General features: G+C 62.7%; 15 protein-coding genes and 1 pseudogene. 9 read left to right on the top strand and 7 right to left on the bottom strand.

Annotation, left to right across the window (positions count from 1 at the left end; translation table 11 throughout):
• Positions 1-104 (top strand): annotated as a pseudogene (locus J5M56_RS20980) (thioredoxin-disulfide reductase); the annotation flags it as partial.
• Between the two features lie 178 nt (positions 105-282).
• Here the strand turns inward: J5M56_RS20980 and nadC are convergent.
• Entirely contained in the window at positions 283-1131 is an 849-nt protein-coding gene (gene nadC, locus J5M56_RS20975) for a carboxylating nicotinate-nucleotide diphosphorylase (RefSeq protein WP_186478295.1), read from the bottom strand.
• Positions 1132-1373: 242 nt separating this feature from the next.
• On the opposite strand from nadC, the gene J5M56_RS20970 reads away from it, so the two are divergent.
• From J5M56_RS20970 to J5M56_RS20955, 4 genes are all read left to right on the top strand, one after another.
• Complete coding sequence (locus tag J5M56_RS20970; RefSeq protein WP_207937703.1) at positions 1374-3515, top strand: DUF1631 domain-containing protein; 2142 nt, start codon at positions 1374-1376, stop codon at positions 3513-3515.
• A gap of 89 nt (positions 3516-3604) precedes the next feature.
• Positions 3605-4177 (top strand): 1,6-anhydro-N-acetylmuramyl-L-alanine amidase AmpD, encoded by a 573-nt coding sequence (gene ampD, locus J5M56_RS20965; protein WP_207937702.1) that lies wholly within the window; start codon positions 3605-3607, stop codon positions 4175-4177.
• A complete protein-coding gene (gene ampE / locus J5M56_RS20960; RefSeq protein ID WP_207937701.1) occupies positions 4174-5004 on the top strand; it encodes a regulatory signaling modulator protein AmpE in 831 nt (276 codons plus the stop codon). The genes ampD and ampE overlap by 4 nt, the downstream gene beginning before the upstream one ends.
• 102 nt (positions 5005-5106) lie before the next feature.
• Positions 5107-7119, top strand: a complete 2013-nt coding sequence (locus tag J5M56_RS20955) for a methyl-accepting chemotaxis protein (protein WP_207937700.1) — start codon at positions 5107-5109, stop codon at positions 7117-7119.
• A 12-nt stretch (positions 7120-7131) separates the two neighbouring features.
• On the opposite strand, the gene J5M56_RS20950 is transcribed toward J5M56_RS20955, so the two are convergent.
• Both J5M56_RS20950 and cra read right to left on the bottom strand, forming a co-directional pair.
• Positions 7132-7908: a TatD family hydrolase gene (locus J5M56_RS20950; protein ID WP_207937699.1), complete on the bottom strand. Its 777-nt coding sequence runs from the start codon at positions 7906-7908 to the stop codon at positions 7132-7134.
• A 2-nt stretch (positions 7909-7910) separates the two neighbouring features.
• Positions 7911-8906: a catabolite repressor/activator gene (gene cra / locus J5M56_RS20945; RefSeq protein WP_060477588.1), complete on the bottom strand. Its 996-nt coding sequence runs from the start codon at positions 8904-8906 to the stop codon at positions 7911-7913.
• Positions 8907-9204: 298 nt separating this feature from the next.
• On the opposite strand from cra, the gene ptsP reads away from it, so the two are divergent.
• The 3 genes from ptsP to J5M56_RS20930 are packed head-to-tail and all read left to right on the top strand — an operon-like array spanning position 9205 to position 14732.
• Positions 9205-12057, top strand: coding sequence for a phosphoenolpyruvate--protein phosphotransferase (gene ptsP / locus J5M56_RS20940; RefSeq protein ID WP_207937698.1), 2853 nt, complete (start codon positions 9205-9207; stop codon positions 12055-12057).
• The gene (gene pfkB, locus J5M56_RS20935) at positions 12058-13005 is read left to right on the top strand and encodes a 1-phosphofructokinase (RefSeq protein WP_207937697.1); all 948 of its coding nucleotides are present in this window, start codon (positions 12058-12060) and stop codon (positions 13003-13005) included. It begins immediately after the preceding gene.
• Complete coding sequence (locus tag J5M56_RS20930) at positions 13002-14732, top strand: PTS fructose-like transporter subunit IIB (protein ID WP_060477591.1); 1731 nt, start codon at positions 13002-13004, stop codon at positions 14730-14732. The genes pfkB and J5M56_RS20930 overlap by 4 nt, the downstream gene beginning before the upstream one ends.
• A 104-nt stretch (positions 14733-14836) precedes the next feature.
• Here J5M56_RS20930 and J5M56_RS20925 read toward each other — a convergent pair whose 3' ends face one another.
• Positions 14837-15058, bottom strand: coding sequence for a DUF3820 family protein (locus J5M56_RS20925; protein ID WP_060477592.1), 222 nt, complete (start codon positions 15056-15058; stop codon positions 14837-14839).
• Between the two features lie 200 nt (positions 15059-15258).
• Between J5M56_RS20925 and J5M56_RS20920 the strand changes: the two genes are divergently transcribed.
• A complete protein-coding gene (locus tag J5M56_RS20920) occupies positions 15259-15735 on the top strand; it encodes a PA2169 family four-helix-bundle protein (RefSeq protein WP_060477593.1) in 477 nt (158 codons plus the stop codon).
• Here the strand turns inward: J5M56_RS20920 and J5M56_RS20915 are convergent.
• The 3 genes from J5M56_RS20915 to J5M56_RS20905 form a co-directional block, all read right to left on the bottom strand.
• A complete protein-coding gene (locus tag J5M56_RS20915) occupies positions 15732-17228 on the bottom strand; it encodes a diguanylate cyclase (protein WP_207937696.1) in 1497 nt (498 codons plus the stop codon). The two genes, J5M56_RS20920 and J5M56_RS20915, sit on opposite strands and share 4 nt — an antisense overlap.
• 168 nt (positions 17229-17396) lie before the next feature.
• Positions 17397-18728, bottom strand: coding sequence for an OprD family porin (locus tag J5M56_RS20910; protein WP_207937695.1), 1332 nt, complete (start codon positions 18726-18728; stop codon positions 17397-17399).
• 204 nt (positions 18729-18932) lie between these two features.
• On the bottom strand, positions 18933-19154 hold the full coding sequence (locus J5M56_RS20905) for a hypothetical protein (protein WP_186478305.1): 222 nt from the start codon (positions 19152-19154) through the stop codon (positions 18933-18935).
• Positions 19155-19173: the final 19 nt, after the last annotated feature.

Below are 19173 nucleotides of genomic sequence, written 5' to 3'. Positions count from 1 at the left end.
CTGACCACGTTTACCGCCAGGCAATCACCTCGGCCGGTGCCGGCTGCATGGCGGCACTGGATGTCGAGCGCTACCTGGACGGTCTGGCTAACGCCTCGTTCTGATTCGCATCTAAAAAACCGGCCAGCTGGTATAACGCCGGTCAGCCAAGGCCGATTAGGCTGGCTGTTTTGCAGCCTTTCACGGGTGAACCCGCGCAAGGCTGCAACGCGGCCGCCAATCGATACCCCTTGACTGACTGCCGTTAGCTACCTGGCCGGTTTTTTCATGCCTGCGATTCGCTCACAGGCTCAGCCGCATCGACAGATCCACAGCCTTCACATCCTTGGTCATTGCGCCAATGGAAATGAAGTCGACGCCGGTCTCGGCAATCGCTCGCAAGGTACTTTCGTTGACGCCGCCGCTGGCTTCGAGCTTGGCCTTGCCAGCGGTGATGGCCACCGCCTCGCGCATCTCGTCAAGGGTCAGCTCGTCGAGCATGATGATGTCGGCGCCGGCGCTCAACGCCTGGCGCAACTCATCCAGGCTTTCCACTTCGATTTCCACCGGCTTGCCGGGGGCAATGCGGTGCGCCGCTGCCACGGCCTCGGCCACTCCGCCGCTGGCGGCGATGTGGTTTTCCTTGATCAGGAACGCGTCGTACAAGCCGATGCGGTGGTTGTGACAGCCACCGCAGGTGACTGCGTACTTTTGCGCAAGGCGCAGGCCCGGCAGGGTCTTGCGGGTGTCGAGCAGGTGTACCTGGGTGCCCTCGACCAGGTCCGCCAGGAACCGCGCACGGGTAGCGACACCCGACAGCAGTTGCAGGAAGTTCAGGGCACTTCGTTCGCCGCTGAGCAGCGAACGTGCCGGACCTTCAAGGTGAAACAACGGTTGGTTGGCCGTGGCACGTTGGCCATCGACCACCTGCCAGTGCACCGCCACGCGCGGGTCGAGCTGGCGGAAAACCGCATCTACCCAGGCGGTACCGGCAACCACGCAGTCTTCGCGGGTGATGATGGTGGCCTTGGCCAGGCGCTCAGCCGGGATCAACTGCGCGGTGATGTCGCCACTGCCGATGTCCTCCAGCAGCGCGCGGCGCACATTGGCTTCGATCTCGGCAGTCAGGTCGGCAAGGCGTAGGTTCGGCATGGTTGGCTCCACAAGCAAGTTGGCGGCGATTATAGGGCAGGGGCGCTACGTCGTGTACAGCAGCCCGGCAGGCAACCTTTGGTCAGGTCAGCTGAGCACGTTTGCAGGTGCGCAGTCTCTACCCATAACGAACGGGGCTGGCAGCGCACGGATTTTTTATCGATAATGGCGCCCAACATTTGGCGTCATAGCTTTGACGATTAATCGCCTCAACCTACACGTGACCTAACAAGGAGTCGGGGATGCAGAAACAAGGCAAGGTGGTGCCCCTCGCGGCTGCCATCGACAAAGGCGCAAACACGCCTTTGCCTTGCCTTCCGGTTTTGCTTCTGCAAGTGCGTGACAAGGCCGCGATGCAGTTGCGCGAGGGCCTACAGGCGTTGTTCGACAATGCTGACGACATGCTCTTCGAAATGGCCGACCGCGCGGTCGATCGCGTCAACCAGAACCTCTATTTCGAGGCTATGCGCGACCTGCGCCTGAAGCGCAAAAGCATCGAACGCGGCTTTCTCGATATCTTCTACGATGCTTTCTCCCGCATTGGCCAGCCCGATCCCTTGGGCCGGCATGAGCAGGGCAATAAGCTCCAAAAAGAACGTACCGTAGCCGTCGACGGCATGGTTGCACGGGTGCTGTCACGCGATGGCCATGCCCTCGAGCAATTAGGGGCACGCTTGCAGTGCCTGGTGGCGCGGCACTTGGACCAACAGCTAAATCCTCTTGGGCCGGCAGCGCTTTGTGCCTACTTCCTCGACGCCGGGCGCAACCTGGGGGTGGGCCTGCGGGTCAAGTTGATCGTGCTCAAACTGTTCGAGCGCTATGTGCTGCGTGATATCGACAGCGTCTATGCAGAGGCTAACCACCTACTGGCCGCTGCTGGCGTGATGCCAGAACTGCAACCGGCACCGCGACGGCGCGCCGACGACCGGCGCTTGAGTGCGCGGCACGTGTCGACCCGCCTGCCGGAGCACACCCTGGGGCCAGCGGATGCCGGGCATGCCTTCATGGATGACTTGCAAGCCCTACTGGCGCCATGCCGCGGCCGCTTTGCCCCACGTTTGCAAGCCACTGCCGCCAGCCAGCCAATCAGCACCGCCGACTTGCTGCGCTTGCTTTCACATCTGCAACACTATGTGCCAGCTTCAGTTGACGATGATGACTTCGACCTAGGGCAGCAGCTCGAACAACTGCTGCTCAGGGTCAGTGTACGCAGTGGCACCCGGCGCCGAATCCCCTGCGCCGACGAAGACATGATCAACTTGGTCGGGCTGCTGTTCGAGTACATCGCAGCCGACCCCAACCTGCCTTCGAGCCTTCGCGCAGTCATCGTCCGCCTGCATATTCCGTTGTTGAAGGTGGCACTCTTAGACAAAAGCCTGTTCAGCCGTACCAGCCACCCGGCGCGGCGCCTGCTCAACGAGTTAGCCGCAGCTGCGATGGGCTGCGAAGGCAGGACCGAATGCCTGCGCGACAGCCTGCATTTGCGCATCGAGCGGACTGTCCAGCGTCTGCTCGGTGACTTCACTGACGATATGGCGATTTTCGTCGATCTTCTTCAAGATTTTCTGACGTTCAGCCAGGGCGAGCGTCGTCGTAACGACCTGCTCGAGCAGCGCACGCGCGATGCCGAAGAAGGCCGTGCCCGCGCCTTGCAGGCCCGCCTGCAGGTTCAGCAAGAACTCAACCAGCGTCTGCGAGGCCGCACCCTGCCCGAGGCGGTGGTCAACATGCTGGTTCAGGGCTGGAGCCAGGTGCTGTTGCTGGCATGGCTCAAACAGGGCGAGGCCTCCCAGGCTTGGCGGCAGGCACTGGCGACCATGGACACTCTGCTTGCCAGCATCGTCCCGGGCCAGCAACCGCAAGTGTTGCTGGAACAGGTCCCCGGCCTGCTCAAGGCCCTGCGCGAAGGCTTGGCCAGTGTGGCACTGGATGCGGCAGCCACGCGCGATTTCTTCCAGCAGCTTGAGCAACTGCATTTACGCGCGTGCCAGGGCGCGGCGTCGCTTACTGGCGACGATGACCTGGCACAGGTGCTGGTTGCAGAGGACATCGTGCTGGCCATCGCCGAAGAGGCCGCATGTGCGCCGCTGCAACATGACGAGCCAGTGGAGCAAATGCGCACGGTCCAGCGCTTGCGGGTCGGTAACTGGGTGGAGGCGCTCGACGACGACGAGCCACTGCGCTGCAAACTGGTCGCGCGTGTCGACGGCAGCGACCGTCTGGTGTTCGTCAACCGCACCGGCATGAAAGTGCGCGAGTGGAGCCAGGCGGGCCTGGCTCAAGCCCTGCACCGGGGTGCAGTGCGCCTGCTGGATGATGGCCCACTGTTCGAGCGAGCACTGGATGCCGTGCTCGACGGGCTGCGCCAACAACAGGCCCGCTGAGCGTTTGGCCTTACAATCATTCACATGCAAAGCGCCCCTCGGGCAGGGCATACTGCAGCTCTGTACTGGTGCTTTTCAGGATCTGCCCCATGCAATTGGACCGTGCCACTGGCTGGTTTCACGGAAGCGGAATCACCCACTGCCCCTCGCCGAACTTCAATGCTCGCCCCGAAGGCGAAGCGATCTCCCTGCTGGTGATTCACAATATCAGCCTGCCGCCAGCCTGCTTTGGTAGCGGCAAGGTGCAGCAGTTTTTCCAGAATCGGCTGGACCCCAACGAACATCCGTATTTCCCCAGCATCATTCACCTGACGGTCTCGGCCCACCTGTTCGTTGAGCGCGACGGCGCGGTGACCCAGTTCGTGTCGCTGCTCGACCGGGCCTGGCATGCTGGGGTGTCGTGTTTTAACGGGCGTGAAGGCTGCAACGACTTTTCCATCGGCATCGAGTTGGAAGGCACTGATGATCTGCCGTATACCGATAGCCAATATGCCGTGCTCGAGCAACTGACGCGGCAGATCCAGGCGGCCTGGCCTGTGATCGACTTCGAGCGTATTCAGGGCCACAGCGACATCGCCCCTGTGCGCAAGACCGACCCTGGCCCAGCGTTCGACTGGGCGCGTTACCGCAAGGCCCTGAGTGGCAACGAGGACTGCGCATGAGTTTTCTGGTGCTGATAGTGGTGCTGTGGGTAGAGAAGTTTTCTGCGCTGCGCCATCGGCTACAACGAGACGGTGTCTATCTGGGCGAGCTGATGCGCCTCGAGCGCAGCGGCAAAGTGCACCCCTGGTGGACGCTGGCGGCCCTGGTGCTGGCCCCGGTGGCCGTGCTGGTGCTGTTGCTGCATGTGCTTGAGCCGGTGGCCTATGGCCTGCTGGCTTTGCCGGTGCACTTGCTGGTGCTGATCTACAGCTTGGGGCGCGGTGATGCCAAGGGCGCTCTTGGGCCGTTTCGTGACGCCTGGCGCCGTGGCGATGACCAGGCTGCGCTGCATGTGGCCGAACGCGACCTGGGCTTGGTGGCCGACGAGCCGCACAGTTTGCTGGTGCGGGTACAGGGCTATCTGTTGTGGCAGGCCTACCAAAGCTTTTTTGCGGTGATCTTCTGGTATTTCGTGCTCGGCCCAGGTGCGGCACTGGCCTACCGGCTGCTGGCGCTGACCGCCGAGCACAGCCGCCAGCCTGGCCTCAGTGCACGGGCGCAAGGGCTGCGCCATGCCTTGGACTGGCTGCCTGTGCGGGCGCTTGCCTTGAGTTTTGCACTGGTCGGCAATTTCGTCGCAGTGATGCGGGTGATGCTGCACGAGTTGCTCAACTGGCATATCAGCGCTGCGCACCTGGTGGCCAAGGTTGGGTGTGTAGCCGATGACAGCGGGCCCACCGAGGATGCCCAGCGGGGCTTGAGTCGGCTCGATAGCGTGTGGGACCTCCTGCTGCGATGCGCTGTGCTGTGGTACTCAATGTTTGCTTTGTGGACAGTGCTGATGTAGCTGAGCGGTTAACCTTAAGTTACAAACCTCCGATTCGATCTGCGGTATACAAGTGGCCTAGTGCTATCTCTGCAGAACAACAAGAATCGATGGAGGTGCCCTGTGACGCCTTTGCTATATCCGGCCATTGCGCTGATGAACAGGCTGAGCTTCGGCCAGAAGTTCAGCCTGATCAGCGTTTTGTTCTTCCTGCCCATGCTGGCCACCAGCTTTTACCTGGTGCGCGATGCCTATCAGCAGTTTCATGCCACCCGCGCCGAGTTGCAGGGCATTGCGCCCCTCGCGGCAAGCCTGGGCCTGCGCGCCGACCTGGAGTCGCTTGGCAACTTGGTGCAGATCAATGCAGTACTGGGCCAATCGGGCCAGGCAGGCGATCTAGATACACGTATCACGGCGTTGCAGGACAAGGTTCAGGCGCAGGTGCGCAGCTTGCAGGATCAAGCCACCTTGGCCCAGGGCACCCTTGAGGAACTGGCCAAAGCATTTGCCAATGCCCAGGCCGAGTCATCGCTGCAAAGCAAGGTCGCGCTGTTCGACAAACTGTTGACCATGGCCCAGATGCTCGGCAAGCAGGTGGCCAGCCACAGCGGCCTGAGCCAGGATAGCGACGCCTCGGTGCGCCAGTTGAGCGAGCTGATTGGCGGCGCCACCGCACAAGTCACCCAAGCCCTGGGCGAAGGCCGGGCCATGGGCGCCATCGCGCTGGGCCGGGGGTTTATGGATTCCTCTGGCAGTGCGCGCTTCGAAGACCTGTTACAACGCCTCGATCGCCTTGCCGGCGACTATGCACTGCGGCTTGACCAAGCCCTTGCTTCGGACCTGGGCGCAAAGCCTGCGTTGGCGCAAGTGGCTGGCAGCAGCCAGGCGACGGTCAGGCAGGCCGCGTCTTTGTTCGAGGCACAGGTGGTGGTGGCCGAAACGCTCGACGCGCCATGGCAGGCATTTTATCAGCAGGTCAGCGACTTGATGGCCCAGACCTACCGGCTGAACGATGCGGTAATCGGCCAACTGCAGGAGCAGTTGCAGCAGCGCCTGGGCGAGCAACGCTTGCGCATGGTGGCGCTGGGGGCCCTGCTAGGCGGCGTCTTCGTGCTGATTCTATACCTGTATGGCGGCTTCTATGTGTCCACCCGGGCCACGTTGCGCCAGCTTGGCGGGGCAATGGACAAGGTCGCAGCCGGCGATATGACCGTCAGCTTCAAAGCCCAGAGCCGCGATGAGTTGGGCGAGCTGGGCCAGGGCTTCAGCGAAACCGTGCAGCGAATTCGCGCGCTGATCGATCAGGTCGGGCGCACCGTGGTGGCCGTGGAAGAACAGGCCGGGCAGGTACTGGCGGTGTCAACGCGAAGCAATCAGGCGGTCAGTGGCCAGCGTCAGCAGATCGAGCAGGTGGCCACGGCGATGAACCAGATGAGCGCCACCGCTCAGGAAGTGGCACGCAGCGCCACACTGGCCGCTGACGGCGCTCAGCAGGTCAACCTTGAAGGTGCCAATGGTCGCTCCCTGGTGGCCAGCCAGCAAGCGAGCATCGGCCGCCTGGCTGAAGAGATCGATCAGACCGTGCTGGCCATCAACCGCCTGGCTGACGATAGCCAGGCCATCGGCCAGGTGCTGGAAGTGATCCGCGGCATCGCTGAGCAGACCAACCTGTTGGCATTGAATGCCGCCATCGAAGCGGCCCGTGCCGGCGAGCAGGGCCGTGGTTTTGCCGTGGTCGCCGACGAAGTGCGAACCTTGGCACGCCGTACCCAGGACTCCACGGCGCAGATCGCACAGATGATCGCGCGCCTGCGCGAGGGCGTAGCGCAGGCCGTGCAGGCGATGGGCAGCAGCCATCAGATGACGGCGGGCACCGTCGATGAAGCGCGGCAGGTGCAGCAGGCGCTGGGCAATATTCTGGCCGCCGTCGGCGGTATCGTTGAGCAGAACCAGCAAATCGCTGCTGCTGTAGAGCAGCAGACAGCGGTGGCTCACGACATTGACCGCAACATCGTCGCGATCAACCGCGCAGCCCAGGACACCACGCAGGGCGCCTGCCAGACCGAAGATGCCAGCCGCGTGCTGTCGAGCCAAGTTGTAGAGCTCAAGCGCCTTATCGGTACTTTCAAAGTCTGAGCTCGGCGTGAGTTACCAGCCAAACAGCTCGCAAGCATTGCGGCTGCTGGCCTCGGCCAGTGCCTCTGGCGCGATGCCGATCAGTTCGGCCAGCGCCTGGGCAATTTCCGGCAGGTGCTCGGGGCTGTTGCGTTGCCCGGCAAACATGGCCGGGGCCATGTCGGGCGAGTCGGTTTCCAGCACGATGCTGTCCAGCGGCAAGCGCGCCACGGTCTTGCGCAGGCGCAGCGCCTGGGGCCAGGTCGCTGCGCCGCCCAGGCCCAGGCAGAAACCGAGTTTGATGTACTCACGGGCCTCTTCGTAACTGCCGGCAAAGGCATGGATCACTCCCCCTCGCGACGGCTTGTAGCGCTTGAGCGTGGCGATCACCTGGGCGTGGCTGCGGCGCACGTGCAGCAATGCAGGCAAAGCGAAGTCGCATGCCAATTGCAATTGCGCTTCGAACAGCGCCTGCTGGCGCTGTTTGTCCAGCCCTTCAAGGTAGTAGTCCAGGCCGAACTCGCCCACTGCGCACAGCCGCGGATCGCCCTGCAGGCGCGTCAGCCACTCGCGCAGCTGCTGCAAGTGTTCCGGGCGGTGCTGGTCGAGGTACACCGGGTGCAGCCCCAAGGCCGCGTACACGCCGCCCTCAGCGCAGGCCAGGTCCCACACCCGCTGGAAATTGGCCTGATACACCCCCAGCACCACCATGCGCTGTACCCCTCGGGCTGCCGCGTTGGCGAGCAGCTGCGAGCGGTCGGCGTCGAAGTCGGGAAAGTCGAGATGGGTATGGGTGTCGATCAGGCGCATGCTCAGGCCGCTGGGATGCGTTGCTTGAAGGTACGGCCGATGGCGTGCACCCCAGGTTCGTAGCGTTTGTCCTCGATCGCGGCCAAGGCCAGTTCCAATGCGGTAGCGGCGATCTGGCCGTGCTGCTGAGCCATGGCATTGACCGGCAACGGCAAAAAGTCGAGCAACTGATTGTCGCCGAAGGTGCCCAGCTGCAGCTGGCGCGAATTGGCCGGGCGTGCCTGCAAGGTATCGAACACACCCTGTAGCAGCACGTAGGATGTGGTGACCAGGGCATCGGGAAGGCCACCATGGTCGTCGATCAGTTGCTGCATCAGGCGTTGGCCGCATTCACGGCTGAAGGCCTCGCCCTGATAGCGGCGCACTACCCCGTCGAAGGTCTGCATGGCTTCGTCGAACCCGCCGGCACGGGCCTGGCTGACCGACAGCTCCGGCCGCGCGCCGATCAGCGCTATGCTACGAGGGGTGGTCGCCAGTAGGCTGTCGGCCAGTTGGCGGCTGGCATCACGGTCGTCGCTGATCACTGAACAGAAGTAGGCGGGGTTCAGTCGCCGGTCGATGGCTATCACCGGCAAGCCTTTGTCTTGCAGCGTGCGGTAGCTGTCGTCCTCCGGCGGCAGGCAGCTGGCCACGAACAGCGCATCGCAGCGGCGCGCACGAAATAGCTGCTGCAGTTGGCGCTCGCTTTCGGGCTGGTCATCGCTGCTGGCGATCAGCAGCTGGTAACCGCGGGCGCGCGCGCCTTGCTCGAGCTGTTTGGCGATGCGGGCATAGCTGGGGTTCTCCAAGTCCGGGAGAATGAAGCCCAAAGTGCGGGTATGCCGGCTGCGCAGGCCAGCAGCCTGAGGGTTGGGGGTAAAGCCGTGAGCTTCGACCACTGCACGCACCCGTTCTACAGTGCTATTGCTGATGCGCTGTTGTTCGGCCTTGCCATTGATGACATAGCTTGCAGTGGTCACTGACACACCGGCCAGGCGGGCGATATCGCTGAGTTTCACCGAATTTTCCTTGTTATTACCGGGACTGGCTACGGGGCCAGGACCGGAGAGTTTGACCCGGGTAGGCCGCTTTGCGCAGGCGACCATTGTTGCAATTGTCCGACAGGATGGGGCTTTTTCCTCGGCAGATTATCGAGTAACGTGGCCGCCTGGTCAGATTAAACGTTTCAGCTATCAATTTTTTCTGCCTCGTCCGCCGTGATTTCATGGCAGTCGAACTGGCTGATTGCGTGAATATCACAACAATACCTCAGTACCTGGCACTAAAACCAAGCCTGGGCTGCAAAAGGAGAAGGTCATGCTCGAGCTCGCCAAAGAGCAGATAGCCATGGGCCAAAAGGCCACCGACAAGGCCGAGGCCCTGCGCCTGCTGGCCGACCAACTGGTAGCGGACGGCCTGGTCGCCGAAGGGTATCTGGACGGCCTGCAGGCGCGCGAGGCGCAAGGCTCGACATTTCTGGGGCAGGGCATCGCCATCCCGCACGGTACGCCACAGACCCGCGACCTGGTATTCGCTACCGGTGTACGTTTGCTGCAGTTCCCCGACGGGGTGGACTGGGGCGATGGGCAACGGGTGTACCTTGCAATCGGTATTGCTGCCCGTTCCGACGAACACTTGCGTCTGCTGCAACTGCTCACCCGTGCCCTGGGTGAGACAGACCTGGCAGAAGCACTGCGCCGCGCCAGCTCTGCCGAGGCGCTGCTCAAGCTGCTGCAAGGTGCGCCCCAGGAGTTGGCCCTGGATGCTCAGTTGGTCGGGCTGAACCTGCCCGCCGAAGATTTCGATGAGCTGGCCTGGCGTGGCGCCCGGTTGCTGCAGCGCGCCGGTTGTGTCGACAGCGGCTTTGCTGCCGTGCTGCAGCAGTCCGAGCCCCTGCCGTTGGGCGAGGGCCTTTGGTGGTTGCACAGCGAGCGCCAGGTGCGCCAGCCTGGCCTGGCCTTCATCACCCCACAGCAGCCGCTGCGTTATCGTGACCAGCCGCTCAACGGCCTGTTCTGCCTGGCCAGCCTTGGCGCGGCCCACCAAGCGCTGCTCGAGCGCCTTTGCGAAGTGCTGATCGAAGGCCGTGGGCAAACGCTTTACCAGGCCACCAGTAGCCGGGCGGTGTTGCAGGTGTTGGGGGGCGAGGCCCCGGCGGACTGGCCAACAGCGCGTGTCGTGTTGGCCAACCCCCACGGGCTGCATGCCCGCCCGGCGAAGGTATTGGCACAGCTGGCCAAAAGCTTCGAAGGTGACATTCGTCTGCGGGTACTCGATAGCGCGCAAGCTGCCGTATCGATCAAGAGCTTGAGCAAGCTGCTGAGCCTCGGCGCTCGTCGGGGGCAGGAGCTGGAATTGAGCGCTGAGCCGTCGATTGCCGGCGATGCACTGCCGGCCCTGCTGGCGGCGATCGAGCAAGGCCTTGGCGAAGACGTCGAGCCGATTACGCTCGCCCCTGCAGCGCCAGAGGTCGAAGAGGTGGTTGTACTTCAGGCGCCTGCTGCGGGCAGCCACATCCAAGGGGTCAGTGCGTCCCCCGGAATAGCATGTGGCCCTGCGCATGTCTGCGTCGAGCGTGATATCGATTACCCGCTGCGCGGCGAGTCACCCACCCTGGAGCGCCAGAAGCTGCGCGGTGCACTGGAGGTGGTGCATGGCGAGCTGCAAGCGCTGGTGCAGCGCAGCGGCGCGTCGATTGGCGAAATCTTCGTCACCCATCAGGAAATGCTTGCCGACCCGGATCTGACCGACGAGGTCGACGCCCGCCTGGCCCAGGGCGAAAGCGCAGCTGCCGCGTGGATGGCGGTGATCGAAGCGGCTGCGCGCCAGCAGGAAGCCTTGCAGGATGCTCTGCTGGCCGAGCGCGCTGCCGATCTGCGAGACGTTGGCCGCCGGGTGCTGGCCCAGCTGTGCGGGGTGCAGGCGCCGGTCGAGCCCGAGCAGCCCTACGTGTTGGTCATGGGCGAGGTTGGCCCGTCCGATGTCGCGCGCCTGGACCCGGCCCGTGTTGCCGGTATCGTCACCGCCCACGGCGGTGCTACCGCGCACAGTGCGATTGTTGCCCGCGCCTTGGGCATTCCGGCAGTGGTGGGCGCAGGTGCTGCGATCCTGCTGCTCGAAGCGGGCACCACACTGTTGCTCGATGGCCAGCGCGGTATGGTCAGCGTGGCCCCGCCGGCTGACGAACTGCAACGCGCGCTGGCCGAGCGCGACGCGCGTGAACAACGCCTGCAAGCCGCTTGGGCCAAGCGCCACGAGCCGGCGGTGACCCGCGATGGGCATGCCGTCGAGGTGTTCGCCAACATTGGCCAAAGCAGCGGCATCGACAAGGTGGTGGAGCAGGGTGCCGAGGGCGTTGGCCTGCTGCGCACCGAACTGATCTTCATGGCCCACTCGCAGGCTCCGGATGTCGCCACCCAGGAAGCGGAATATCGGCGGGTGTTCGACGGCCTGGAGGGCCGGCCGCTGGTGGTGCGCACCCTGGATGTTGGCGGCGACAAGCCTTTGCCGTACTGGCCCATCGCTGCCGAGGAAAACCCGTTCCTGGGCGTGCGTGGCGTGCGCCTGACCCTGCAACGCCCGCAAATCATGGAAGACCAGTTGCGTGCCTTGCTGCGCGCCGCCGACCAGCGACCGTTGCGCATCATGTTCCCAATGGTCGGGCAGATTCACGAGTGGCGCGAGGCGCGCGCCATGGTCGAGCGCCTGCGCCAGGAAATCCCGGTCGCCGACCTGCAGGTCGGGATCATGGTCGAAGTGCCCTCGGCCGCCTTGCTGGCGCCGCAGCTGGCCCGTGAAGTGGACTTCTTCAGCATCGGTACCAATGACCTGACGCAATACACCCTGGCCATCGACCGTGGCCACCCCAGCCTTTCAGCCCAAGCCGACGGCCTGCACCCAGCGGTGTTGAGCCTGATCGACATGACCGTGCGCGCCGCCCATGCCGAAGGCAAGTGGGTGGGTATCTGCGGCGAATTGGCCGCAGACCCGCAGGCGGTGGCTGTGCTGCTGGGCCTTGAGGTGGACGAGCTCAGCGTAGCCGCTCGCAGCATTGCCGAAGTCAAAGCCTTGGTGCGCCAGGCTGATTACCAAACGGCCCGCGCTCTGGCGCGCGAGGCCCTGCAACAAGACAGCGCCGCGGCGGTTCGCGCGCTGGTGGAGCGTTACTGAATGGCCAAGATCCTAACCCTGACCCTGAACCCTGCGCTGGACCTGACCGTCAGCCTCGACACCTTGCGCCCTGGGCACGTCAACCGCGCCCAGGCTCAGCAGAGTCACGCCGCCGGCAAAGGCCTGAATGTGGCTCAGGTGCTCGCCGATCTGGGCCACCAGGTCACCGTCGGTGGTTTTCTGGGCAGTGACAACCTGCAGCCGTTCGAATCGCTGATCGCCCGGCGCGGTTTCACCGATTGTTTCGTTCGCGTGCCCGGTGAAACCCGCAGCAACCTCAAGCTAGTCGAGGCCGATGGCCGGGTTACCGACATCAATGGCCAAGGGCCGCACGTCGATGAAGCGGCCCGCAACGAACTACTGCGCCTGTTGGCCCAAGTAGCGCCAGGGCATGACGCCGTGGTGGTGGCAGGTAGCCTGCCCCGAGGCATCAGCCCTGCGTGGTTCAGCCAGTTACTGGAGCAATTGCGCAAGCAGGGGCTCAAGGTGGCCGTGGACAGCAGCGGCGATGCCTTGCGTGCAGGCTTCGCCAGTGCGCCGTGGCTGGTCAAACCCAATACCGAGGAGCTCGGCGAAGTGCTGGGTACTGCGGTGCACACTGCCGACGAACAGCGTGCTGCTGCCCAACAGTTGTTGGCAAAAGGTGTCGAGCATGTGGTGGTGTCGGCCGGTGAGCAGGGCGTCAGTTGGTTCACCGCTGGGCTGGCGCTGCATGCGCAACCGCCGAAAGTGCAGGTTGCCAGCACCGTAGGCGCGGGTGATTCGCTGGTCGCTGGCATGGTCCACGGCCTGCTGAGCGCACAGAGCCCGCAGCAGACCCTGCGCGCTGCCACCGCCATCGCCGCGCAGGCGGTGACTCAGGTTGGCTTCGGCATCCACGACCGCGCCCAGCTCGCACAACTGGAAGACGGCGTGCAACTGAAAGAACAACAAGAGGGTTGCCGATGAATATTGCCATTGTCACTGCCTGCCCCAATGGGCAGGTGTCCAGCGTGCTCAGCGCCCGCCTGTTGGCGGCTGCCGCCCAGCGCCGAGGCTGGAGCACCTGTGTTGAGGTGCAGGACAGCGAACATCCCGAGCGCCAGCTGACAGCAGCCGAAATCGCCCAAGCCGATTGGGTGCTGGTGGTCAGCACCGGGCCGGTAGACCTTGCGCGCTTTGCCGGCAAGCGCGTGTACCAGAGCACGCCAGCGCAAGCCCTGGCCGACCGCGAGGGCTTTCTCGACGAGGCAGCGGGCAAGGCTCAGGTGCTCACCGCCCAAGCACCCGCTGCAACGCCTACGGCCACTGCGAAAATCGTCGCGGTGACCGCCTGCCCAACCGGCGTGGCACATACCTTCATGGCTGCCGAAGCCTTGCAGCAGGCGGCGCAACAATTGGGTTATACGTTCACGGTCGAAACCCAGGGCTCGGTGGGCGCGCGTAATCCGCTATCGGCCCAGGCTATCGCCGAAGCCGATGTGGTGCTGCTGGCGGCCGACATCGAGGTGCCCACGGCCCGCTTTGCCGGCAAGCGCATCTACCGTTGCGGCACGGGTATCGCTCTGAAGCAGGCACGCGCCACCCTGGACAAGGCCCTGGCCGAAGCCAAGGTCGAAGGTAGCGCAGAGGCGTCTGCGGCGGCGCCTGCCAAGGCCGAGAAAACCGGCGTCTACAAGCATCTGCTGACCGGTGTGTCGTTCATGTTGCCGATGGTGGTGGCTGGCGGCTTGCTGATTGCCTTGTCATTCGTGTTCGGCATCGAGGCCTACAAGCAGCCGGGCACTTTGCCGGCAGCACTGATGCAGATCGGTGGCGAGGCTGCTTTCAAACTGATGGTGCCCTTGCTGGCAGGTTATATCGCCTGGTCGATCGCCGACCGCCCCGGCCTTGCGCCAGGCATGATCGGTGGTTTGCTGGCCAGCACCCTTGGGGCCGGGTTCATCGGCGGCATCGTCGCCGGTTTTCTCGCAGGCTACAGCGCCAAGGCCATCGCTCGCTGGGCACGCCTGCCGAGCAGCTTGGAGGCGCTCAAACCAATCCTGATCATCCCTTTGCTGGCCAGCCTGTTCACCGGCTTGGTGATGATCTACGTGGTTGGCCAACCGGTGGCAGCGATGCTCGAAGGGCTGACCCATTTCCTCGACAGCATGGGCACCACCAACGCCATCCTGCTCGGGTTGCTGCTGGGCGGCATGATGTGTGTCGACCTCGGCGGGCCCATCAACAAAGCGGCTTACGCGTTCTCGGTGGGGCTGCTGGCCTCCTCCAGCTATGCGCCAATGGCGGCGACCATGGCCGCTGGCATGGTGCCGCCCATTGGCCTGGGCATCGCCACTTTCCTGGCCCGCCGCAAGTTCGCCCAGAGTGAGCGTGAAGCGGGCAAGGCAGCGCTGGCGCTGGGGCTTTGCTTCATTTCCGAAGGGGCGATCCCGTTTGCCGCCAAAGACCCGCTGCGAGTGATCCCTGCGAGCATTGCCGGCGGCGCTTTGACCGGCGCGCTGTCGATGTACTTCGGCTGCAAGCTGATGGCGCCCCATGGTGGGCTGTTCGTGCTGCTGATCCCCAATGCGATCAACCATGCGCTGTTGTACCTGCTGGCGATCGTGGCCGGTAGCCTGGTGACGGCGGTTGTGTATGCCGTGATCAAGAAGAGCGAGCGGGTAGAGTTGGCCGTTGCGCCCGTGAAAGGCTAAAGCAATTGGCTGGCATCGCCGGCCTCTTCGCGGCTAAAGCCGCTCCTACCGGTTTAGCGCTGCCCTGGTAGGAGCGGCTCCAGCCATAAAGCGGCCATGGTCGTTTAGCGCCCGTGCTTCTGGCGCAATGGCAGCAATAGATCTGCAAGGCCGTTATGGTCGACCTCGTGCATCAATGCCAGCAACCCGCCCAGTTCTCCTGCTGGAAAACCCTTTCGTGCAAACCAAGCCAGATAATCACCGGGCAGATCGGCAATGACCCGCCCCTGATATTTTCCGAAAGGCATGGTGCGGGTAACCAGCAGTTCGAGCATTTCTGGTTTCATCGATGAGGCCTGACTAAGGGGAAGCACCGACCATACTGCAAACTGCACGAGCGCCCAAGCGGCAATCATGCATAACGCCGTTTTCAGGCGGGCTAGTAGTTTTTATAAGTATCTGATTTTCAAGACTTTATGAGATTGTCTCCGGTTGGCATGAAGGCTGCTCTAGTAATGATGACTATCACCTGCCAAGGAGTTATGCCATGAGCAACCCTAACAAAGACGTTATCGACGTACTGAACGACCTGATCGAGTACAGCAAGGATGGCGAAAAAGGCTTCAGAGAGTCGGCCGATGATGTGAAGAACCCAGAGCTCAAAGCGTTCTTCGTTCAGCGGGCCGGTGAGTGCGCCAACGCTGCAGGTGAGCTGCAAAGCGAAGTCCGCCGCCTGGGTGGCGACCCGGAAACCTCCACCAGCTTCAGCGGTGACCTGCACCGTGGCTGGGTCAACCTCAAGTCGATGGTTACCGGCAAAGATGAAGAAGCGGTGCTCAACGAGGTCGAGCGCGGTGAAGATCATGCGCTGAAGGCTTATAAAGAAGCCCGCGAGAAGCTGGCCAAGTTGGGCCGTGGTGCCACCGACGAAAGCTATAGCCTGGTCGAACGCCAGCTGCAGGGCGTGCAGGCCAATCATGACCAAGTCAAAGCTCTGCGCGACGCTGCCCGCGCTCGCTCCTAAGTGATAGGGCCCTCGACCCGGTTTCGGCCATTGGCCTTGGCCCGGTAGAGGGCTACATCCGCGGCACTCAGCACCTGAGCAAGGCTTTGCTGGGTGCCGGGGGTGTAAACGCTGACACCAACGCTTACCGTCACCGAATCTTCATCCCCAGCGAACGGTGCAAGCGCTTGCACCTTGGCCCGCACCCGCTCGGCCAGCATCATTGCGCCTGGCATATCCGTGCCCGGCAAAATCACCTGAAATTCCTCGCCTCCATACCGTGCCGCCAAGTCTGCTGGCCTACGAATGCAGTATTTCAATGCGTTGGCCACTTCGCGCAGAGCATGGTCGCCCCCAGCATGCCCATGGCGCTGATTGAATGCCCGGAAGTGATCGACGTCCACCATCAGCACAGCCAGCGGCTGGCGCTTATGTTGAGCGTGTAGCCATTCGTGGCGCAGGACCTGATCGAGCCTGCGACGGTTGGCAAGCCCAGTCAGGCTGTCGGTGGCAGCCAATGTAGCCAGGCTTTGCTCGGCTTCATGTCGACGGCGCAGCTCCCGGCCCAGTAGCAGGGTTAGCCAGAGAATACCGATACACAACACGCCGGTGGCGACACTCACCAGGGTCGCTGTGCGTCGCCAGGACTGGAATACTTCATCCGTGGAATGCATCACCAACACGACCAGCGGCAAATCAGCGACTCGGGCGAAGGTATAAATGCGCTTGGCTTGGGTGCTGCCGGAGCGCGCGGTGAAACTACCGCTTCGCTCGCTGATGATGCGCTTGAAGTTGGGCCGCTCACTGTAATCGCTGCCAATTTGCGGATCTTCAGGGCGAGCAGGTTCGCGCGCCAATAGTTGGCCATCGGTGTTGAGCAAGTTGATGCTGCTCTGGGCACCGATATCCAGGCGGCGGAACAGTTCGCTGAAATAGGACAAACGCAAAGCGCCTGCGGCGAGCCCGGCGAACTCACCGTGTGGCCCGTCGATGCGGCGGCTGAAACTGATGCACCAGCCCATGTCGCCCAGTTTGGCCTTGAACAACGGCCCTACCAGCAAGCCGAGGTTGGCGTGCTGCTGGTGGGCCTGGAAGACCCCAGTATGGCCAAAGTTCGCCTGGCGCGGGGCAAGGCTGTTGGAGTCCCCCACCACATTACCCTGCTTGTCCAGCCACAGAACATCCCCGCGGGTGCGGTCCACGAAGGCTTCATTGAACAGCAGGCGCTGGCGCATAGGGGCTGGGATCGTGGGCAGCTCACTGCGCCCAACTGCCCAAATCAGGTTTTTCAGCGACTGATCGTAGAGTTCGGCATTGCGTAGGATGTCGCTCTCGATCAGCTGCACGACATTGTTGGAGGCGCGAATGGCCGATTGCTCGACGCTGTCGCGCTCGCGTGCCAGCAGATAGCTGACGATGGCAACGATAGCCAGCACGGCAAAGCAGCTGCCCAGGTTGAGGATCAGCTCGGGTTGCGACCGGTTGAGTGCGAACGGCGGGGATCGAGTGGGCATGCGCGCTACTGCTGGGGCGAGGCCATTTTTGGCGGGCGACAGTGTAGGCAAGCGCGGATTGTCGGACAAGATTTGTCCGACGGAAATGCATGTCGAGGTATTTAGGGTCGTTTAGAAGTGGAGTCGTGATGCCAGACGAGGGCAACTGCCCCCGTCGGCGAACAGCATTCAGAAAATATTCAGTGGGTAATCGACGATCACCCGCAGTTCGTCGTTGTCGCTGTTGCTGTCGATTGAAGCGTACCCCTGGCTACCACGGTGCGTGGCGTAGCGCACTTGCACTGCCAGATCCTTCAGGTCACCTTCCTGGAATACATATTTCACGTCCAGGTCCCGCTCCCAGTGCATGGCGTTCTTGCCATCGGCGCGGTAGTAGTCGTAATGGCTGCTGTTCTGCGCGGCCCTGGTCAGGTCCGCCTCGCCGCGGGAGTAGGACAGTGAAGTGCTCAGGCCTGGAATGCCCAACCCGGCGAAGTTGAAATCGTACTGCAGCTTCCAGGAGCGCTCATTGGGAGCGTTGAAGTCCGAGTACATCCGCGAGTTATCCAGGTAAACGCTGTCACCCAGATTGATGTAATCGAACGGAGTGTTGCCGTTGACCCGCTGATAGGCGGCGGTAACGCTGTGGTAACCGGCGGCCACCGTAAAGTGCACGCTATAGGTGTTGTTGTCGATCTTGCCCAGCAGTGCCTGGCCGGTGTCCTGGGTGTGGTAGAAGTGCACGCCCGGGTTGAGGCTGACCAGGTCGTTGACCACGTAGGTGTAGTCCAGGTCAGCGTAATACTGGTTCCAAACGTCCTTCAACTCGGCCGCGTACAGGTTGGCCGTGACCTGCTCGCTGCCACTCCAGGATGCACCGGCCCAGTTCAGGTGCTTGCTGGTCTGGCCGTCCATGTCGCCGTAGTAGGTGTCGATACGGCGGTGGCCACTCTGGTTGTACGGGTGGGTGAAGCTGACCTGACCGCCTTCGAGCAGCAGGCCGTCGACGCTGTGGTTGGTCAGGCTCACACCGCGAAAGGTCTGCGGCAGCATGCGGGTTTCACCCCCTGCGATCACCGGGTTGGTGATGAACAGGTCACCTGCCTTCAACTCGGTGTCGAAGGCCTTGAGTTTGACCGCAGCACCGGCTGTGGAAAACGAGTGCGGTGCGGCCCCCAGCTCACCGTTGTCTTTGATGTGCTCTGGCAGAATGCTGGTGCCAGCGTGGCCGCCACCCCCGTCAAGTTTCAGGCCCAGCATGGCGTGGGCATCGAGGCCGAAGCCTACGGTGCCCGGCGTGTAGCCAGATTCGAAGCGGGCAACTGCACCCTGGCCCCACTCGCGGGTGTCGCGTACACCGGCATTGTGGTTATTGCGGTTGAAGTAGGCGTTACGAAAATGCAGGTTGAGGGACGAACCTTCGATGAAGCCATCAGCCTTGTCTTCATCTGCTTGGGCGGCGCAAGGGATCGTTGCAGTCAACGCAATGAAAATCGGGGTAAAGCGAAACGCGGAAGGCACCGGTAATAGCTCCTTTAGTCTGACGGTGGGGCAGTTTTTATTTTTTCGATGTGCAACGTTTTATAAGTGTGGATACGTCTGGGCTGATGGTTGAAGCACATAAAAAAAGCCGCTGATCGGCAGCGGCTTCAAAAGGCTAACATATCGGCACCGGCGGTGCCCATGGCGTAGCCAAGGGAGAACGGGAGCAGGTTCGACGAGCGATCAGCTATCGGCGTTGGCACTGTCGGAAACTTTGGAGGCCGTCTGTTCAGAGCCTTCTGCGGCATCTGCCTTGTGCGCCAAGGCTTCGCGGGAGTCTTGGTGGCTGGCGGCAAGTTGTGCAGTGCGGGCGACGAAGGCCGGGGATTCTTCAGCCATGGCCAGGGGCGACAACAACAGGGACGACAGAATGAAAACGCTGGCAATACCCATACTGTTGGACATGATTGTAACTACCTTCTTG

This window comes from Pseudomonas sp. 51_B (assembly GCF_017491595.1).
Lineage (GTDB): Bacteria > Pseudomonadota > Gammaproteobacteria > Pseudomonadales > Pseudomonadaceae > Aquipseudomonas > Aquipseudomonas promysalinigenes.
This window is presented reverse-complemented; position numbering and strand designations above follow the sequence as displayed.